Raw genomic sequence first — 17,896 nt, forward strand, 5'->3', positions numbered from 1 at the left:
GAATCATTCATGACGCAAGCCCTCGACACCCTCTGGTACACCCGCTGCCCGGTCCCGACCGGGCTCGGTATCGCCGTGCAAAAAGGCTGGCTGCAAGACACCGTCGGCGCACTCGGCACCGAGGTTCAATCGCTGCGCGAGTCCACTGACAAAGCGGTTCGCGAATCGCACTTCGATCACACCTTGCGTAACTCGGTACGCCACGGCGGCAACATCCCGGCGATCTGGGCCCGTGCGCAGGGCCGGGAAACCCGGGTCATCGGCCTGTCCTGGGCTGATGAAGTGCAACTGATCCTGACCCGCGCCGACAGCGGCATCAAAACCGTCAAGGACCTCAAGGACCGTCGTTTCGGTCTGCCGGACTGGGCCGGCGCGCAGATCGACTTCACCCGCGCCCAGGCCCTGCGCGGCCTGGAAAACGCTCTGAAACTCGAAGGCCTGCAAGTCGGCGACGTGCAATTGGTGAACTTCCGTTATGACGGCACGTTCAGCGACCCGCAGGTGCAAACCGTCAACGGCACACCGGTCAGCGCGCAGCGGGTCGAGGGCCGTAATCTGGAACTGGTGGGCCTGCTGCGCGGTGAGGTCGATGCGATTTTCCTCAAGGGCGCGAGTGCCGCCCGGCAGGCCCACGAGTTCGGCCTGCACACGGTGATCGACACCGGCTCGCACCCGGAACCGCTGATTCGCAGCAACAACGGCACCCCGCGCACACTGGCCGTGGACCTGAACCTGCTGGACCAGCATTTCGATGTGGCCACCGGCATTCTTGATTCGGTGCTGCGCGCCGAACAATGGGCGCACACCCACCCGGAAGAAACACGTCGCTACCTGGCTCGGGAAACCAACAGCAGCGAGTACTGGGTCAGCGCCGCGTATGGCGACGACGCGCACCTGCGCCTGCGCACCGAACTCGACGAACAGGCCATCGCCGCGTTGCAGGATTTCACCCACTTCCTGCATCGCTGGCGCTTTATCCCGAAAAGCTTCGACGTGCGCGACTGGATCGATCCACGGCCGCTGCAAGCGCTGCTGGCAACACCCACCGCACTGGCTGGCTAACCCGCCGGATTTCATGGATTGGAACTGAAGACCCTTATGAGCAAACCACTCGATACCCTTTGGTACACCCACAGCCCGGTGCCCACCGGGCTTGGCATCGCCGTGCAGTCCGGACGCCTGGCGGAAGCCTTTCTGCCGTTCGGCACCAATATCCAGTCCTTGCGCGAGTCCAGTGAGCGGGAAGTTCGCGAAGCTCATTACGACCATCACCTGAAAAATTCGGTGCGCCACGGCGGCAATATTCCAGCGATCTGGGCCTACGCCAGCGGCGTGCAAACCCGGGTATTGGGGTTGTCCTGGAGCGACGAGGTGCAGTTGATCCTGACCACCGCGGAAAGCGGCGTGAAAAGCATTCGCGACCTGAAGAACCGCCGCTTCGGCCTGCCAAAATGGGCCAACGTGCAGATCGATTTCACCCGCGCCCAGGCCCTGCGCGGACTGGAAAACGCCCTCAAGCTTGAAGGCCTGGAGGTGTCCGACGTCGAGCTGGTGGATTACCCCTACGGCGGCACTTACAGCGACGATCAAAAACAGCATGTCTTCGGCTCGGAAGTCAGCCTCGGTGTCACGCGTTTCAGCAAGCGCAACAACGAACTGATCGGGCTGCTGCGCGGCGACATCGACGCGATTTTCCTCAAGGGTGCGCACGCCGTGCACCTGGCGAACGAGTTCGGCTTGCAGGTGGTGGTCGATACCGGCTCGCACCCTGACCCGTTGATTCGCTCGAACAACGGTACGCCTCGGACTCTGACCGTGGACACGCACCTGCTGCACGAACATTTCGATGCCAGCGTGAAAATCGTCGACACCGTGCTGCGCACCGAGCAATGGGCGTGGGCCAATCCGGAAGAAACCCGACGGTTTTTGGCGCGGGAGCTCAATACCAGCGAGTACTGGGTCGCCGCTGCGTATGGTGAAGATGCGCATCGGCGTTTGCGCACGACCCTGGATGCGCGCTCGATTGAAGCGTTGCAGGATTTCACCGATTTCCTGCATCGCTGGGATTTCATTCCACGCCGGTTCGATGTGCGCGAGTGGATTGATTTCAGCGTGTTGGAAAAGGTGATTGGTTCGACGTCGCGATTGGCGGTTTGAGGTTTTTTGTCGTTTGTGAGGGCGCCTTCGCGGGCAAGCCTCGCTCCTACAGGGGATGTGTGTCGGCCACAATAAACTTGAACGACACACAAACCCCGTAGGAGCGAGGCTTGCCCGCGAAGGCGTCTCACGATTCCAACCATTGATCTGCGTGCGCCGCGATCCCGTGTAGGAGCCGGCTTCCTGCGGACGGCGTTCCGACGATGGCGTATTCAACATCACCGCATTGCTCGCCTGGCAACACATCCCCGCCCCACTCCTGCTGCTCCAGCAACACCCGCCAAGCAACTTTCTGCTGAATCCTCGACAGGCACTAAGCGCCAGACTGGATCCAACTAACACGCTCATTAAAAAGTGCTTTAAAACCAAACTTCTAAGTACAATTTAATCCTTATATTTCAATATCTTAATAAAACTAATATTCGTACAAAAGAATCTGGCACGATCTCTGCTCTACCCCTATTAGCGAAACTTTAACGGGGGAGATTCACATGCATAAGCTTAATCCAATCACCAAGAGTATCTGGTTAACCTTGCTGCTGGCCGGGGGGACTGTCAGCGAGGGGCTGCTGGCGGCGCAATCCAAGGACGCAGACAGCGACAAGACCACCACGGAGCCTTCACTCAAGACTATCACCGTCACCGCTCAACACCGGGAAGAAACCCTGCAAGAGGTTCCGGTGGCCGTGTCGGCGGTACAGGGCACCAGCCTGGTGGCCGATGGCGTGCGCAATATCGGCGACATCACCACATTCGTTCCCAACGTAGCGGCGAAGAACCCCGACGGCGATGGCCGGCCGCGTTGGTACATTCGCGGCCTCGGCACCGGTGATACGGGCGCGGCCACGGTGTTCCCGGTGGGGATCTACGCCGATGACGTGTACCTGAACGCGCCGATTGCCGGTGGCGGGCCGTTGTTCGACCTGGAACGCGTGGAAATTCTGCGCGGTCCGCAAGGCACGCTGTACGGCAAGAACACCACCGCCGGCGCGGTGAACATCATTTCCAAAAAGCCGACCTTCGACACTGACGGTTTCGGCACCATCGGCTTCGGCAGCAAGAACGAACGCATCGTCAGCGGTGCCCTCGGCGGCGCGTTGGTGGATGAAAAACTCGCCGCACGGGTGTCGCTGTATTCCGAAGAGCGCGACGGTTTCCAGAAAAACCTCGTCGACGACAACACCTACGGCGACGTCAACAAGAAAGCCGTACGCCTGCAATTCCTCGCGCAACTGAACCCGGACCTGGAGGCCCTGCTGAAGATCCACAGCCGCGAATTCAAAGGCGATGGCAGCAACGGCTCGCTGGCCGTCGGGCGTTACTACAACGTCGGTTATCAACGACCCAACGGACGCGACACCGCGCTGAACGTCAACGAGGACTCCAAGCTTGATCACGACGGCACGTCGCTGACCCTGAACTGGAATTTGGGTGATTACACCCTGACGTCGATCAGCGCTTATGACTACATCCGCGGCCAGTCCACCAGCGATGCCGACTACACACCTTTTGAGGTGAACGGCGCGGCGATTTCCGATAACAAATACACCCAGTACTCGCAAGAAATCCGCCTGGCCTCGCCGCAGCAGGAAACCCTGCGCTGGCTCGCCGGTGCGCATTACTTCCACGAAGACCTCGACAGCTCGGCCCAGCGCATCATCACGCCCGGCCCGACACCCAACGGTACCGGTTCGAACCAGACCGGCGGCGCCACCGATTTTCGTGACCTCAACTTCGACCACACCACCGACAGCTATGCGTTGTTCGGCAACCTGACCTACGACTTCACCGACAACTTCAGCGTCACCGGTGGCCTGCGCTGGACCCAGGAAAAGAAAGACATCGACCTCAACCTGACCCAACTGACCCGCACCACCGCCAACGGTCCGCTGGTGCCGCTGGGCGGCGCCGGCACCAACGGCAATCGAGAGGAAGACAAGACCTGGGAAGCCTGGACGTACGACCTGACGCCGGAATACCGGATCAACGACAACGTGCGCGTGTTCTTCCGCTACGCCCACGGCTTCCGTTCCGGCGGCTTCAACACCGGGTTGTCGACCAGCCTCGCGCAGCTGACTACGGTTGATCCGGAACAACTCGACGCCTACGAAATCGGCCTCAAGTCCGAGTGGTTCGACCATCGCCTGACGGCCAACGCCAACATCTTCTACTACGACTACTCGGACATTCAGGTGAACCTGCTGACGGTCAACAACGGGGTGTTGACCACCGCGCTGACCAACGGCGCCAAGGGAAAGGTCAAGGGCGCCGAATTGGAGCTCGAAGGCCAGCCGACTGACTACCTGCACTTGCGGGCGGCGGTGTCGTTCCTCGACACCGAGTACACCGACTTCAAAAACACCAACCCGAACACAGGCGCCGTCACCGGTGACTACAGCGGCAACAGCTTCGTACGTTCGCCACGCAACGTGGTGTCGCTCGGTGCCGATTACACCTTCCCGCTGGAAATCGGCGGCAAGCTGGTGGCCGGTGGTGACGTGAGTTTCCGCGACAAGGAATACTTCCTCGCCGATCGCCAGAGCAGCGCCGACAAGACGCTCAGCCAACCCCATTACACCCTGGCCAACTCCCGCCTGACCTGGTTCAGCCCGGATGAAAAACTCAGCGTCACCGGTTTCGTCAACAACCTCACCGACCGTCGCTACCAGGTCCATGGCCGGCCCAACGGCACCCTGGGTCAGTACGTCATCACCTACGGCGACCCGCGCACCGTCGGCCTGAGCGTGACCAGCCGTTTCTGACGCCCCCCCTCTGTAGGAGCCGGCTTGCTGGCGATGGGGCCTTCAAGCCTTGCGTCGCCAGTGAGGACGCTATCGCCGGCAAGCCGGCTCCTACAAGGATTGTGTTGTTTTCAATTTCCGTGACACCGCTCCCCCTGTAGGAGCTGGCTTGCTGGCGATGGGGCCTTCAAGCCTTGCGTCGCCGGTGAGGACACTATCGCCGGCAAGCCGGCTCCTACAGAGATGGTGTTGTTCTCGATTTCCGTGACACCGCTACCCCTGTAGGAGCTGGCTTGCTGGCGATGGGGCCTTTAAGCCTTGCGTCGCCGGTGAGGACGCTATCGCCAGCAAGCCGGCTCCTACAGAGATGGTGTTGTTTTCAATTTCCGTGACACCGCTACCCCTGTAGGAGCTGGCTTGCCGGCGATTGGGCCCTGAAGGCGCGCATCGCCGGTTAGGACGCCATCGCCAGCAAGCCGGCTCCTACAAGGTCCGCGTACTTTTGGAAGGACTCTTTTATGTTCCATCGCACTCCGTTGGCCGGCGCTATTGCGCTGGTCATTGGCAGCCTTGCCGTGCCTGTCGCGGCTGCCGAAACCAAACCCACCGCCAGCGGCGATCACCTGGACACTGTCGTGGTGCTCGGCACCCGGCGCAGTGATGTCACCGCACTGGAAAGCGCCGCGCCGGTAGACGTCTTGACCGGCGAGCAATTGCAGCAGACCGGTGCCAGCGACTTGTCTGGCGCGCTCACGGCCCTGTCGCCTTCGTTCAGCTATCCGCAATCACCCCAGGGCGCGTTCGCCGGTTCCATCGCTCAGGGCGCTTCGTTGCGAGGCCTCGCTTCCGATCAGGTGCTGGTGCTGGTCAACGGCAAGCGTCGCCACACCAGCGCCAACGTCACGCGGCAAAGCCTGGTCAATGGCCGTGGCGCCGCCGCGGTCGACCTGAGTCTGATTCCCTTGAGCTCGATCCAGCGCGTCGAAATCCTGCGCGACGGCGCCGCCGCTCAATACGGCTCAGACGCCATCGCCGGGGTGATCAACATCGTGCTCAAGGAAAAGGACGACGGCGGCAACCTCGGCTACCGCTTCGGTGGCTACGACAAGGGTGACGGCATCCAGCGCAAACTCAGCGGCTGGAAAGGCTTCGCCCTGCCCAACGACGGCTTCCTGACCCTGAGTTTCGACGCCGGCAGCCAGGACCCGGCCAGCGACACCAACCCTGACAACCGGATCTTCTACCCCGGCTCCACCAGCATCAACACGCCGCGCGAGCAGAACAACCGCTACCGCACCTGGCGCTGGGGCTCGGGCAATGTCTCGGACCAGTACAACTTCGCCGCGAACAGCGAAGTCGGCATCGGCGACGGTCTGACGGCCTACGGTTTCGCCACCTACTCGCACAAAAACACCGATGCCGAAGGTTTCTTCGACCCGCCCACCACCCTGCGCAACAACTACGGCAGTACTGCTTTGCGCCGCTTCCCGGACGGGCGCCTGCCGATCACGCGCTATTCGCTGGAAGACTATGCGCTGACCGGCGGCCTGCGATACGAAGACGACCTTCTGGGCAAATTCGACTTCGCGGTGAACCATGGCAACAACACCCTGAAGTCCACCGACCGTAACGCGATCAACCCCAGCTGGGGCGCCACCAGCCCGGAAAAAATCTTCACCGGCGAACGGGAGGCCGATCAGACCAACGTCACGCTGGACTGGGTGCGGGACTTCCCCACCGACCTGCTGTTCAAGCCGCTGACTCTCTCGGCCGGCCTGGCCTGGCGTCAGGAGAATTACGAGCTGAGCGCCGGCGAAGCGGCAGGCTGGCAGAACGGCCCGTTGTTTAACACCGTCGACCCGATCACCGGCCGGCGCATTCCAGGTTATTACTCGGGCATCACCCAGGTCGATGCGGCGTCCCTGGACCGCAACGTGCTGGGCGCCTACGTCGACGTCGAAGGGCAGATCACCGAGAAATTCCAGGCCGGCGTCGCGGTGCGCACCGAGCACTATTCGGACTTCGGCGACACCACCAACGGCAAACTGTCGCTGCGCTATGACTTCACTCCGCAGATTGCCGCACGGGCCACGGCCAGTACCGGTTATCGCGCGCCGTCGCTGGTGCAGAGCGGCTTGTCTTCGTTCAGCGTGCAGGTGGTCGAGCAGCCGCCGGGCAGCGGCAACTTTGTCGAGGTGCAGCAACGCACATTGCGCGCCGACAGCCCGGAAGCGGCGCTGCTGGGCGGCAAGTCGCTGAAACCGGAAGAGTCCACCAGTTACTCCCTGGGCCTGGTCTGGCGCCCGTTGGCCAACGCGTCGGTGACGCTGGACGCTTACCGGATCGACATCGACAACCGCATTACCCTCTCTGATCAGTTGCCGGCATCGGTGGTGTCGCCGATCTTCGCCGGCACGCCGTACGCGAACATTCAGAGCGCGGCCTTCTACACCAACGTGGCGGATACGCGCACCGACGGTGTCGAGCTGACCGGCAACTATCAGCTCGACCTGCAGCAATGGGGACGTCTGAACCTGAGCAGCGGCATCAGCCAGAACAACACGAAAATCACGGCGTTGCGCGATGTCGGCAACATCAAGGGCTCGCAGATTGTCGGCCGCACCACTCAGGGCCTGATCGAGGACGGCACACCGGAAACCAAACTGGTGCTGAGCGCCAACTGGCTGTTTGATGAGTGGGGTGTGACCGTGGCTCAGCGCCGTTACGGTGAATGGAAAAGCCTCAACGCCACCAACCCGACCCTGGACCAGACCTACAGTCCGCAATGGGTCACGGACCTGGATGTGTCGTACACCTTCAACAAGGCGCTGAAGCTGTCGGTGGGCGCGATCAACCTGTTCGACACACACCCGGACAAGGCGGAAGGCGCGCAGTTGTACGGCGTACCGAAATACTCGATCACCAGCCCTGAAGGTGCGCAGGGTGCGTTCTATTACACCAGCGTCAGTTACGAGTTCTGACGCGGGTGCTGATGGGGTGTTGCTGGGGCAGCAATGGGTGTTGGCATGGCATCAATGTGCGGTGCATAGGCTGACGCCTTCGCGGGCAAGCCTCGCTCCTACAGGTTACGCATTGTCCCTGTAGGAGCGAGGCTTGCCCGCGAAGGCGTCAGTGCGATCAATCACTCTCTGAGCGATGGCACAGCTCTTGCGATACCCCTGCGGTACTTCGCCGAAATAAGACCCGCCATGCGTACCCGACGTCTGTTGTTTTCCCTGACCTGGCTCATCTCCCCTACCGCCCTGCTGTTGCTTTGGGCGGTGGTGGCCGAGGCCGGGATTTTCCCGCGCAACCTGCTCGTCCCGCCCGCTCAGGTGTGGCAGACCTTCGAGGAACTGTCGGCCAGTGGTGAGCTGCTCGAACACTTGCTCAACAGCCTGTCACGGCTGGGGCTGGGCTTCGGCATCGGCTCGCTGCTGGGCCTCGCGTTCGGGGTGCTGATGGCGTTGTCGAAGAACGTCGAGATCTACTGCTCGCCGCTGTTCCATACCCTGCGCCAGATCCCCAGCATCGCGCTGATCCCGATGTTTGTGCTGCTGTTCGGCATCGATGAAACCTTCAAGATCATCATCGTCGCCAAAACCGCGTTCTTCCCGGTGGCGCTGGCCGCCAGCGAAGGGGTCAAGGCCATTCCGCGCAGCTACTTCGAAGTCGCCGATGTGTATCGCCTGCGCTGGCCGACGTTTGTTCGCGCCATCGCCCTGCCCGCTGCCGCGCCGCCGATCATCACCGGTTTTCGCATCAGCCTGACCCGCGCCTGGGTGGTGTTGGTGGCCACCGAGTTGCTGGCCGCCGACAGCGGTCTGGGACAGATGATCGAAATGAGCCGTCAGATGTTGCGCATTGATGTGGTGATGGTCGGGATTGTGGTGACCGGCGTTATCGGTTTCGCCCTGGACTTCACCTTTCGCCAACTGGAACAGCGGCTGTTCCGCTGGCAGACCCGCTAGGAGCCGATGATGATTCGATTGCTTGCCAAATCCCGCGGCCTGCTGCTGCCGCTGTTGTTGATCGGCGGCTGGGAATACCTGTCGCGCCAGGGTGCCGCCGGCGCGTATGCCTTTGTGCCGTTGTCGGCGATCGGCGCGGCGTTGATTGAACTGTTGGCCAACGGCGAGTTGCTGGTGAACCTGCTGGCCAGTCTGGCGCGCACCAGTACCGGCCTGGCACTGGGCATTGTCTTCGGCGTGCTGCTGGGGGTGCTGATGGCGCTGTCGGCGGTGGCCAATCGGCTGGCCGGGCCGCTGTTTCATTCGATCCGCCAGGTGCCAATGCTCGGCTGGATTCCATTGATCGCCATGTGGTTCGGCAATGGCGAGTTTTCCAAAGTGTTGATCGTCAGTCTCGCGGCGTTCTATCCGATGGTCCTCAACACGTACCAGGGTTTCAGCCATGTCGAGAAGCGCTATCGCGAGGTCGGCCAGGTGCTGGTGCTGAGCCGCTGGCAACGCTTTCGACATGTGCTGCTGCCGGCGGCGCTGCCGAGCATTGCCACCGGCGTGCTGCATGCGCTGGCGTTTGCCTGGGTCACTGCGGTGGGCAGCGAACTGTTCCTGTCTTCGGGGGCCGGCCTGGGCAACCTGATGATGAACGCCGAAGCCGGCTCACGCATGGAAGTCATCGTCCTCAGCGTCCTGTGCATCGGCCTCTGCGGTTACCTGATGACCCTGCTGTTCACTCTTCTTAGCCGCCATCTGCTGCGCTGGCGCAACATTCGCTGAAAGGCCGATAACCATGAACGCAATTGCCCAACACGCTGTGCCACACAGCACCTCATTACACACTGGTGCGCTGCAGATTCGCGGCCTGAGCAAGGCCTACCGGATCGAAGGCCAGCCTTTGCCGGTGCTGCAGCAGATCAATCTCGACGTGCGTCCCGGTGAGTTCGTCAGCATCGTCGGTGCCAGCGGTTGCGGTAAGTCGACGCTGCTGCGGCTGGTCGTAGGGCTGGAGGACGACTATGAAGGCGATATTCTGCTGGATGGCAAACGGGTGGTCGGCACGAGCCTGGAACGCGGGATCGTGTTTCAGGACCATCGACTGTTTCCGTGGATGACCCTGAGCCAGAACATTGCCCTGGCGCTGAAAAACCATCCGTTGTCCAAGGCAGAAAAGGACCGTTTGGTGGCCGAGCACATTGCGCTGGTCAACCTCGAAGGCTTTGAAAACGCCTACCCTCACCAGTTGTCCGGCGGCATGGCGCAGCGCGCGGCCATCGCCCGTGCACTGATCAACCAACCGAAAGTGCTGCTGCTCGACGAACCCCTCGGCGCCCTCGACGCCTTGACCCGGGTGCGCCTGCAACACGAGTTGCAACGGATCTGGGTGCAACAGCGCTGCACGGTGATCATGGTCACCCACGACATCGAAGAAGCGCTGTACCTGGGCGACCGGGTCATCGTGATGGACGCCCACCCGGGCCGGATCAAGCACGAAATCAAGGTCGACCTGCCCCACCCACGGGACCGGGCTTCAACGGTTTTGCAGGGGTACAAGGAACAATTGCTTGAGGAATTGGTGGGGCATTAAACGTTGGACCTGTAGGAGCCGGCTTGCTGGCGATTGAAGCGACGCGGTGTGTCCGATGCGCCGCCATCGCCGGCAAGCCGGCTCCTACAAGGTCATTAGATAAACACAGAATCCTGTAGGAGCGGGCTTGCCGGCGATGGCGTCTGGCTTGATACACCGCGTCGATCCGATCGCCAGCAAGCCGGCTCCTACGGGATCAGGGGGCATCCAGAGCCCTTCTGGCAGCTGGCTTTTAAAAGAACCAAAATGAATTAATAAATACAAAAACAGTATTTATCGTTATAAAAATATCCGCGTAGTCTCAGACCATCCCGTCATTCACCACGACAGTGAAGAGCCCTATGAATCCGACCAACATCATCGACTTCGCCAGCTACCGCAAACGCAAACAAGCGCAGCAACGGGCACGGGCCATGTGGGAAATGTACGCACGCAATGCTGGCCTGCAGGCCTTTCAGTGGGTTCAGGCTTCGCGTTCGACCGAGACTCGTCAGGCGTGAATACACAAAACCCCTCGCGCTTTCTGGCGAGCGCTGACGAACCCGTGCTGGACCTGAACAACCTCGAATCACTGGAAGAGGACCCGATCTGCGAGCGGGTCGCGCAAAACCTGCAACGCCTACGGGGCAAGCGTCACCTGTCCCTCGACGCCCTCGCGCGACAATGCGGTGTGAGCCGGGCGATGCTTGCGCAGATCGAATCCGGACGTAGTGTGCCGTCGATCAAAGTGCTGTGCAAAATCGCCAAAGGCTTGAAGGTCTCGGTGGCCGCGTTTCTCGAACATCGGGCCTTTGAAGGCGTGGCCGTGTTATCGGCGAGCCAGAGCAAACGCCTGGTCAGCGCCAGCGGTGCCTTTGTCAGCCGTGCGCTGTTCCCGTTTGACGTGGCGCGCCAATCGGAGTTTTACGAACTGCGCCTGAGCCCATTGGGAGAGGACGTCTCCGAGGGCCATGGCCCCGGCGTCCAGGAGAACCTGGTGGTTTCCCAGGGCGTACTGGAAATCAGCGTCAACGACGAACGCTACCTGCTTTCCACCGGCGATTCGATCCTGTTTTACGCCGACCAGCCCCACCGCTATCGCAACCCGGCGGACAGTGAAGCGGTGGCGTATCTGGTGGTGACTTACCCGGAACGCCTCGACTGACAGAACCGGCTTGCTGGCGAACGCGATGGCGTTTTTGATGACGTCATCGCCAGCAAGCCGGCTCCTACAGGGTGGGTGGCCAACTCCAACTCATCGAACGACGCAAACATTGTAGGAGCCGGCTTGCTGGCGATGGCGATCTCAAATACGCCTTCGCCGGCAAGCCTGGCTCCTACAGGGTCGTGGATACCACCAGTTTTTCGAACGACATCAAACTGTAGGAGCCGGCTTGCTGGCGATAGCGATCCCAAATACGCCTTCGCCGGCAAGCCTGGCTCCTACAGGGTAGTGGTTACCGCTAATTTTTCGGACAACATCAAACTGTAGGAGCCGGCTTGCCGGCGATGGCGATCCCAAATACGCCTTCGCCGGCAAGCCTGGCTCCTACAGGGTCGTGGATACCGCTAATTTTTCGGACAACATCAAACTGTAGGAGCCGGCTTGCTGGCGATGGCGATCTCAAGTACGCCTTCGCCGGCAAGCCTGGCTCCTACAAAAACAGGACATTAAAAAGCCCGGCCAATCTGCATTGGCCGGGCTTTTTAATGGCTGTCGCTCGGGATCAGCAGGTGCAGCACATCAGCGGCATGCCATTGCAGCTCATCATCATCGGCATGCTGCAATCGTTCATCATTTTCATCATCAGGGTGCAGCAGTTTTTCATCATGTCCATGTTCATGCCCGCCATCGGCATGATTTTGCACATCATGCCGTCAGCCATCATGGTGCATTCCATCACGCACTTCATCGACGGCATCGGCATGCCCATCATCGGCATTGGCATCATCATGTTCATCATCGGCATGGCCATGGCCGCCTGGGACATGCACATCATGCTCATGTTGCCGCAGTGCATCATCATCGGCATGCCGCAGTTCATCATCATCTGCATCATTTCTGCGCTGTTCTTGAACATCGCCATGTCCATGCCAGCGGCCGGCATCATTTTGCACATCATGCCGTCGTCCATCATTTCGCACGTCATGGTCGCCATCATCATCGGCATGCCCATCATCGGCATCATCGGCATGTTGGTGTTCATCGGCATTTGCATCTGCATGGCGTTCATCATGGTGTTGTTCCCCAAAGGTTTGAATAGTTGGACGAAGCTGATGGGGCCGATTCTAAGGATTGGGCCGGGGGCGACAAGATGACCATCGAACAGCGGGATTTGATGCTGGGGCAGCTTTAACGAGGTGGATGGAACGTCTATTTCTGCCATGACCACCATTCGGATTTGATTGCAGACACAACCCAATCAACAACGCGGATTTCACGGTTATGGATATGCAGAAGAGGTCTATTTAAATAACCGAAAGAAATAATCGTTCTAACTGAACGAATAATTTTTGAAGCACCGCTTATTTCAGGCAAAAAAAAATCCCAGGCAGCTGATGGACGCCTGGGATTTAAAAATGCATAAACCGTGGTGGTGAACGCGGTGCGAATATTACGGAATATTTCACCGTGTAACAAGATATTTTGACTCATCACCCGGTTACTAATCTTTCCAAGTCCTTAAATATCCACACTTTTTTTAAGGTCGAGTGACGACAAGCGGTCAACTACAAGTACCAGCGATATTCACGCGCATTGATGTCCTGCATAAATGCCAAATGGTCCTGACGCTTGTTTTCGCAGTAGACATTTACAAACTCCGCACCCAATCCTTCGCGTAACTGCGCGTTGTGTTGCATGGATTGAACGGCCTCCAGCATCTCCAGCGGGAAGTTGATGCCACTGCTGCGATCTTCATTCAACGGTGCTATCGGTTGACGACCGGTTTCAAGTCCTTGTTCCAACCCGACCAGAATTGCCGCCAATACCAGATACGGGTTGGCATCGGCACCGGCGAGGCGATGTTCGATGCGCAGATTCTTCGCGTCCGACTCAGGAACCCGCAGGCAGGCGTCCCGATCTTCGAAGCCCCAACTGGCACGCGTCGCGACATTCACGGTGCCGCTCAAGCGACGCAGCGCATTGTGGTTCGGTGCGAAGATCGGCATGCAATGCGGCAACAGTTCAAGGCAACCGGCCACGGCATGGCGCAGCGGCTGTTGGTCATTGGCCGCTAAAAGGTTATTGCCCGCCTCGTCGTACAGGCTCACATGAACATGCATGCCGCTGCCGGGGTGTTGCAAGTAAGGCTTGGCCATGAAGCTGGCGCGGTAGTTGTGCTTGAGCGCCACGCCACGGGTGCTGCGGCAAAACAGCGCCGCCCAGTCGGCAGCCCGCAGGCCGTCATCCAGGTGACCGAAGTTGATCTCGAACTGACCCGGGCCCAGCTCGGCAGTAATCACCGTGGTGTCGATACCTTGCGCCCGCGCCGTCTCGACCATTTCATCGAGCACCGGCGCAAACCGCGACAGCCGCTCGATGTGCATGTTCGGCTGATCGTCCGCATCGTCGGTCAGCGGATCACGCGCAAACTGCGGCAAGCCGTCACGCAACTGGCGATCGAACAGGTAGAACTCCAGTTCGAAAGCCACCACTGGGAAGATCCCTTTGCCAGCGAGGCGTTCCAGCACTTGCGCCAGTACTTCCCGAGGCTCGAAGACGATCGGTTTTTCAGTGCCGCTGGAGGTGATCAACATCTGCCCCAGCGGCTGTTTTTCCCAGTCGACAATTTTCAGCGTGCCCGGCACCAACCGACGGGGCGCATCCGGGTCGCCGTCGTTGAAACAGTAGTCGCCGATTTTGAACAGCCCGCCTTGAGTGCCGAGCAATACACAATTCTGCGGCAGCTTGAGCGCGCTGCCGGCGGCGACCTTTTCGAGCATCTCGATCGGATAGCGCTTGCCGTAGAAATGCCCCGGGATGTCCAGGGAAATCAGGTCGACGTAGCGCACATCCGGAAAGCGCTGCCGAAATGCGCGCACTTCAGCAACCAGATCAGAGCAGACAGCATCCATCATGTTGTTCCTTGTTGTTTTTATCAGGTGTAAACCCAGAGCACCCGGGTGAGTTGATCGGTGAGATTGCCGTAGCGGCAATGGGTATGGCTGGCGAGCTGAAAACTGTCCCCGGCCCCCAGAGTGACCGGTTGATTGTCATCCAGCCAAAGTGTCAGTTGCCCTTCGAGCACGTAACCGCCCTGCTCCGAGCTGTCATTCATGTGCCGGTCACCGCTGCTGGCGCCGGGTTCGAGACGGCTTTCGAGCATCGAGAACGAGGCGCGCATTTTCGGCGAGACCAGAATGTCGGTGATGCCGTCGGCGTAATACAGCGTGCGGCGCTCGTCCGGCCGGGTCACCCACGGCAAGGCCATGGGTTTGGGCAGGCTGTAGAAATAGGTGGTCGGCACGCCGAGGGTTTCGCTGATCGCGGTCAAGTCCGCCACGGTCGGACGTGACAATCCACGCTCGACTTGCGAGAGGAAACCGACGGAGCGACCGATCTTGTCCGCCAGTTCCTTGAGCGTGTATTTTTTGTGTTTGCGCAGGTCCTGAATCAGGATCGCCAGCGCCGAAATCTCTTCTTGCATGTCCATCTGAAAGCTTCCAGAAAATGTGCGTTTCAAAGGCTGTCGCGCAACCGATACCAGGCCTTGCCGATGGCTTCCAGGGGCGCGGCCATGTATTTGCCGCCGGGGAAGCTGCCGTTGACCAGGCCCTGATACAAGCCCAGCTCATCTGCCTGACCGAGTATCGCGTCGGACACGGCGCGGGCCCCGGCCAGGGTCGGCAGCACACCGTGGCCAGAATAACCCTGCAACCAATAGAGATCGCCGCGTCGGCCAATGTCAGGCGTGCGTTTGAGCGTGAGGTCGATATGGCCGCCCCAGGCGAATTCCAGTTCGACGCCCTTGAGCTGAGGAAATACCCGTTGCAGGAACGGCCGGGTCGCGGCGGCGATGTCCTTCGGCATGCCCCCCAGGTAGGTGCAACCGCCGCCGAACAGCAAGCGGTTATCCGGTGTACGACGGAAATAATCGAGAACGAACTGATTGTCAGTGACGCAGACATTGCTCGGCAGGAGCGCGGTCGCCTGTGCTTGCGAGAGCGGCGCGGTGGCCACCTGATAGGTGCCGACCGGCAACACACAACTCGATAGCTGCGGATCGAGCCGGTCCAGATAGGCGTTGCACGCCAGCACCAGCACATCGGCCCGGATGCGCCCGCGCTCAGTGGTGACCACGTACCGGCCACCCTCCTCGCGGTAATTCAGCGCCTTGCTTTGTTCATGAATACGACCACCGGCGCGCTCGATGGCAGCCGCCAGGCCGAGTGCCAGTTTCAACGGGTTCAGGTGCCCGCCTTCAGGATCAAACAGGCCCGCCTGGTAGCGCTCGCTGGCGACCCATTGCGGCAACTGCTCACGGGGAATGAATTGCAATCCATCGTGGCCCCATTTGTGGCTCGCCTCGTGTTGCCACTCGGTCAGCAGGCTCACCCGTCGCGGCATCACCGATGTCCAGAGGTGGCCGGGCCGATAATCACAATCGAATTCATGCCGGGCAGGCAGCGCGCGCAACTCCTGCGCAGCCCAGCGCATGCCGTCCCACAAGCGCCGTGCGCGCTCATAACCCAGCGCGGCCTCCAGCGGCGGCATATCGCACGACCAACCGAGAATGGCCTGACCGCCATTACGCCCCGACGCCGCCCAGGCCACTCGACTGGCTTCCAGCAGCGTCACGCGCTTGCCCGCCAGGGCCAGGCGCAATGCTGTGTGCAAACCACTGAAGCCGGCGCCGATGATCAACACTTCGGTGTCGTGCTCGCCCTCCAACGCCGCACGTTCCACCAAGCGATCTGCGCAAGAGTGAGCGTAGTAACTGGCGACATGGCGGGTGGATTGCTGGAACATGCGAGCCTCATGAAATTTTATTATTTAAATTTCATGAAAAAATACACATGTTATTTCACGAACGCAAGGTGTGAATCCTCCACAACGAAAATCCCCCGATCCAGAAGGAATCGGGGGATTTTTAGTCCGCTGAACGCCTCAGCGACTCAAGCGATCGGGATCAGCGGATCCGCTGCGGCCCATGCGGTTGTGCGGTCAGCCGCCGGCGGGTAGATCCACACGGTGTTGATCTGCGTCTTCAGGTTCTTGCCTTCCTGTTTCACCAGTTTGACCTGACGGTCCCAGCCCTCGGTGTACACCGCGCCCCAGGCACCCAGGTCCAGGCAGGTGACGTATTTGGGTTGGCTGTACGGCGTCGGGTCCACGCCCAGGATCTGCGCGGCAACGTTATTGCCGGCGTGACGACCCAATACGATGGCGTGTTGGCAGGTCATCAAGGCGTAGTTGCCGATGTCGTCCGAGGCCGCGTAAGCCACATCGCCGGTGGCAAAGATATCGTCCTGACCGATGACTTTCAGGTGGCTGTCCACGTGCAGACGGCCCAGGTGATCGCGTTCGGCCGGGATCTGCTCGGTCAGCGAACTGGCGCGCACGCCGGTGGTCCAGACCACGGTTTTGGCTTCGATACGCTGGCCATCACTCAAAGTGACACCGTTGGCATCGACGGAAAGTACCGAAGCTTTCAAGTGCCATTTCACGCCGGTTTCAATACTGGCCTCTTCGATCGACTTGGCGATTTCAGCCCCCATCGACCCGCCAATTTTCTCGCCGCGATCGACGATGATCACCTCGACGTCGGCCTGATCACCCAAAATGGTACGCAGACGTGCGGTCATCTCGGTCGCCGTTTCAATCCCGGTGAAGCCGCCGCCGGCCACCACCACGGTGTTGCGGGCTTTGCTTTCTGGCAGGCTGGCCAGGGATTTCAGATGGTTTTCCAGGCGCACGGCTTCTTCGATCTGGTCGACATCGAACGCGTGCTCAGCCACGCCGGCGGTCGCCGGAATCGCCAGACGGCTGCCGGTGGCCAGAACGAGTTTGTCGTAGCTGCACACCTGTTTCGCACCCGAGGCGTCGACATAACCCACGCGTTTTTGCACAACGTCGATGGTTTCCGCAGCGCCCTTGATGAACTTCACGCCCACCGCATCGAACAACTCGCCAATCGGCGCGGCCAGTTGGTGCGCGTTCGGTTCATAGAATCGCGGACGCACGCGCAGCTCGGCCTGCGGGGCCAGGACGGTGACTTCTACGTCGTTGTGACCATGAATGTCGAACAGCCGCGTGGCGCTCAAAGCCGTCCACGTGCCACCGAAACCTGCGCCGATTACCAGAATGTGCTGTTTCATCTTTAACTCCGTGAGAAGGCCGATCAATGAATTCGTCAGAGGTCGTGCGTTTGCCAGTGCCGACCGAACAACTACGACTGTATTGATCCTAGTTAATTAACGCAATCGGTTTTTTCTGATGGTTGCCATCGACAGGTTCGATGGCTCGA

General features: G+C 60.2%; 15 protein-coding genes. 9 read left to right on the plus strand and 6 right to left on the minus strand.

Features of this window, described 5'->3' with window-relative positions; translation table 11 throughout:
• Positions 1–9 precede the first annotated feature (9 nt).
• From ACYZUC_RS06980 to ACYZUC_RS07020, 9 genes are all read left to right on the plus strand, one after another.
• Positions 10–1,062, plus strand: coding sequence for an ABC transporter substrate-binding protein (locus ACYZUC_RS06980; RefSeq protein WP_008029138.1), 1,053 nt, complete (start codon positions 10–12; stop codon positions 1,060–1,062).
• 36 nt (positions 1,063–1,098) lie between these two features.
• A complete protein-coding gene (locus ACYZUC_RS06985; RefSeq protein ID WP_008029136.1) occupies positions 1,099–2,157 on the plus strand; it encodes an ABC transporter substrate-binding protein in 1,059 nt (352 codons plus the stop codon).
• Between the two features lie 491 nt (positions 2,158–2,648).
• Positions 2,649–4,919: a TonB-dependent receptor gene (locus ACYZUC_RS06990; protein WP_461994594.1), complete on the plus strand. Its 2,271-nt coding sequence runs from the start codon at positions 2,649–2,651 to the stop codon at positions 4,917–4,919.
• 497 nt (positions 4,920–5,416) lie between these two features.
• Positions 5,417–7,879, plus strand: coding sequence for a TonB-dependent receptor plug domain-containing protein (locus ACYZUC_RS06995; protein WP_461994596.1), 2,463 nt, complete (start codon positions 5,417–5,419; stop codon positions 7,877–7,879).
• 228 nt (positions 7,880–8,107) lie between these two features.
• Positions 8,108–8,869, plus strand: coding sequence for an ABC transporter permease (locus ACYZUC_RS07000; protein WP_461994598.1), 762 nt, complete (start codon positions 8,108–8,110; stop codon positions 8,867–8,869).
• A 9-nt stretch (positions 8,870–8,878) separates the two neighbouring features.
• The gene (locus ACYZUC_RS07005) at positions 8,879–9,640 is read left to right on the plus strand and encodes an ABC transporter permease (protein WP_461994600.1); all 762 of its coding nucleotides are present in this window, start codon (positions 8,879–8,881) and stop codon (positions 9,638–9,640) included.
• Positions 9,641–9,653: 13 nt separating this feature from the next.
• The gene (locus ACYZUC_RS07010; protein ID WP_461994602.1) at positions 9,654–10,448 is read left to right on the plus strand and encodes an ABC transporter ATP-binding protein; all 795 of its coding nucleotides are present in this window, start codon (positions 9,654–9,656) and stop codon (positions 10,446–10,448) included.
• A gap of 341 nt (positions 10,449–10,789) precedes the next feature.
• A complete protein-coding gene (locus ACYZUC_RS07015) occupies positions 10,790–10,948 on the plus strand; it encodes a hypothetical protein (RefSeq protein WP_461994604.1) in 159 nt (52 codons plus the stop codon).
• Positions 10,949–11,001: 53 nt separating this feature from the next.
• The gene (locus ACYZUC_RS07020; RefSeq protein WP_162130711.1) at positions 11,002–11,592 is read left to right on the plus strand and encodes a helix-turn-helix domain-containing protein; all 591 of its coding nucleotides are present in this window, start codon (positions 11,002–11,004) and stop codon (positions 11,590–11,592) included.
• A 562-nt stretch (positions 11,593–12,154) separates the two neighbouring features.
• Here ACYZUC_RS07020 and ACYZUC_RS07025 read toward each other — a convergent pair.
• The 6 genes from ACYZUC_RS07025 to ACYZUC_RS07050 form a co-directional block, all read right to left on the minus strand.
• The gene (locus ACYZUC_RS07025) at positions 12,155–12,664 is read right to left on the minus strand and encodes a hypothetical protein (protein WP_461994606.1); all 510 of its coding nucleotides are present in this window, start codon (positions 12,662–12,664) and stop codon (positions 12,155–12,157) included.
• Between the two features lie 137 nt (positions 12,665–12,801).
• Complete coding sequence (locus ACYZUC_RS07030; protein WP_461994608.1) at positions 12,802–13,083, minus strand: hypothetical protein; 282 nt, start codon at positions 13,081–13,083, stop codon at positions 12,802–12,804.
• 74 nt (positions 13,084–13,157) lie between these two features.
• On the minus strand, positions 13,158–14,504 hold the full coding sequence (locus tag ACYZUC_RS07035; RefSeq protein ID WP_207286238.1) for a glutamine synthetase family protein: 1,347 nt from the start codon (positions 14,502–14,504) through the stop codon (positions 13,158–13,160).
• Between the two features lie 23 nt (positions 14,505–14,527).
• Positions 14,528–15,082: a helix-turn-helix domain-containing protein gene (locus ACYZUC_RS07040; RefSeq protein ID WP_192417587.1), complete on the minus strand. Its 555-nt coding sequence runs from the start codon at positions 15,080–15,082 to the stop codon at positions 14,528–14,530.
• Between the two features lie 26 nt (positions 15,083–15,108).
• Positions 15,109–16,398 carry an NAD(P)/FAD-dependent oxidoreductase gene (locus ACYZUC_RS07045; protein WP_461994610.1) on the minus strand — a complete coding sequence of 430 codons (1,290 nt, stop codon included), beginning with the start codon at positions 16,396–16,398 and terminating at the stop codon, positions 15,109–15,111.
• Positions 16,399–16,544: 146 nt separating this feature from the next.
• The gene (locus ACYZUC_RS07050) at positions 16,545–17,747 is read right to left on the minus strand and encodes an NAD(P)/FAD-dependent oxidoreductase (protein ID WP_461994612.1); all 1,203 of its coding nucleotides are present in this window, start codon (positions 17,745–17,747) and stop codon (positions 16,545–16,547) included.
• Positions 17,748–17,896: the final 149 nt, after the last annotated feature.

This window comes from Pseudomonas sp. GT1P32 (assembly GCF_054897805.1).

Coding starts and splice junctions, on each gene's coding strand:
- ACYZUC_RS06980 (WP_008029138.1), top strand. CDS start 10: ATGACGCAAGCCCTCGACACCCTCTGGTACACCCGCTGCCCGGTCCCG.
- ACYZUC_RS06985 (WP_008029136.1), top strand. CDS start 1,099: ATGAGCAAACCACTCGATACCCTTTGGTACACCCACAGCCCGGTGCCC.
- ACYZUC_RS06990 (WP_461994594.1), top strand. CDS start 2,649: ATGCATAAGCTTAATCCAATCACCAAGAGTATCTGGTTAACCTTGCTG.
- ACYZUC_RS06995 (WP_461994596.1), top strand. CDS start 5,417: ATGTTCCATCGCACTCCGTTGGCCGGCGCTATTGCGCTGGTCATTGGC.
- ACYZUC_RS07000 (WP_461994598.1), top strand. CDS start 8,108: ATGCGTACCCGACGTCTGTTGTTTTCCCTGACCTGGCTCATCTCCCCT.
- ACYZUC_RS07005 (WP_461994600.1), top strand. CDS start 8,879: ATGATTCGATTGCTTGCCAAATCCCGCGGCCTGCTGCTGCCGCTGTTG.
- ACYZUC_RS07010 (WP_461994602.1), top strand. CDS start 9,654: ATGAACGCAATTGCCCAACACGCTGTGCCACACAGCACCTCATTACAC.
- ACYZUC_RS07015 (WP_461994604.1), top strand. CDS start 10,790: ATGAATCCGACCAACATCATCGACTTCGCCAGCTACCGCAAACGCAAA.
- ACYZUC_RS07025 (WP_461994606.1), bottom strand. CDS start 12,664: ATGATGAACGCCATGCAGATGCAAATGCCGATGAACACCAACATGCCG.
- ACYZUC_RS07030 (WP_461994608.1), bottom strand. CDS start 13,083: ATGAGTCAAAATATCTTGTTACACGGTGAAATATTCCGTAATATTCGC.
- ACYZUC_RS07035 (WP_207286238.1), bottom strand. CDS start 14,504: ATGGATGCTGTCTGCTCTGATCTGGTTGCTGAAGTGCGCGCATTTCGG.
- ACYZUC_RS07040 (WP_192417587.1), bottom strand. CDS start 15,082: ATGGACATGCAAGAAGAGATTTCGGCGCTGGCGATCCTGATTCAGGAC.
- ACYZUC_RS07045 (WP_461994610.1), bottom strand. CDS start 16,398: ATGTTCCAGCAATCCACCCGCCATGTCGCCAGTTACTACGCTCACTCT.
- ACYZUC_RS07050 (WP_461994612.1), bottom strand. CDS start 17,747: ATGAAACAGCACATTCTGGTAATCGGCGCAGGTTTCGGTGGCACGTGG.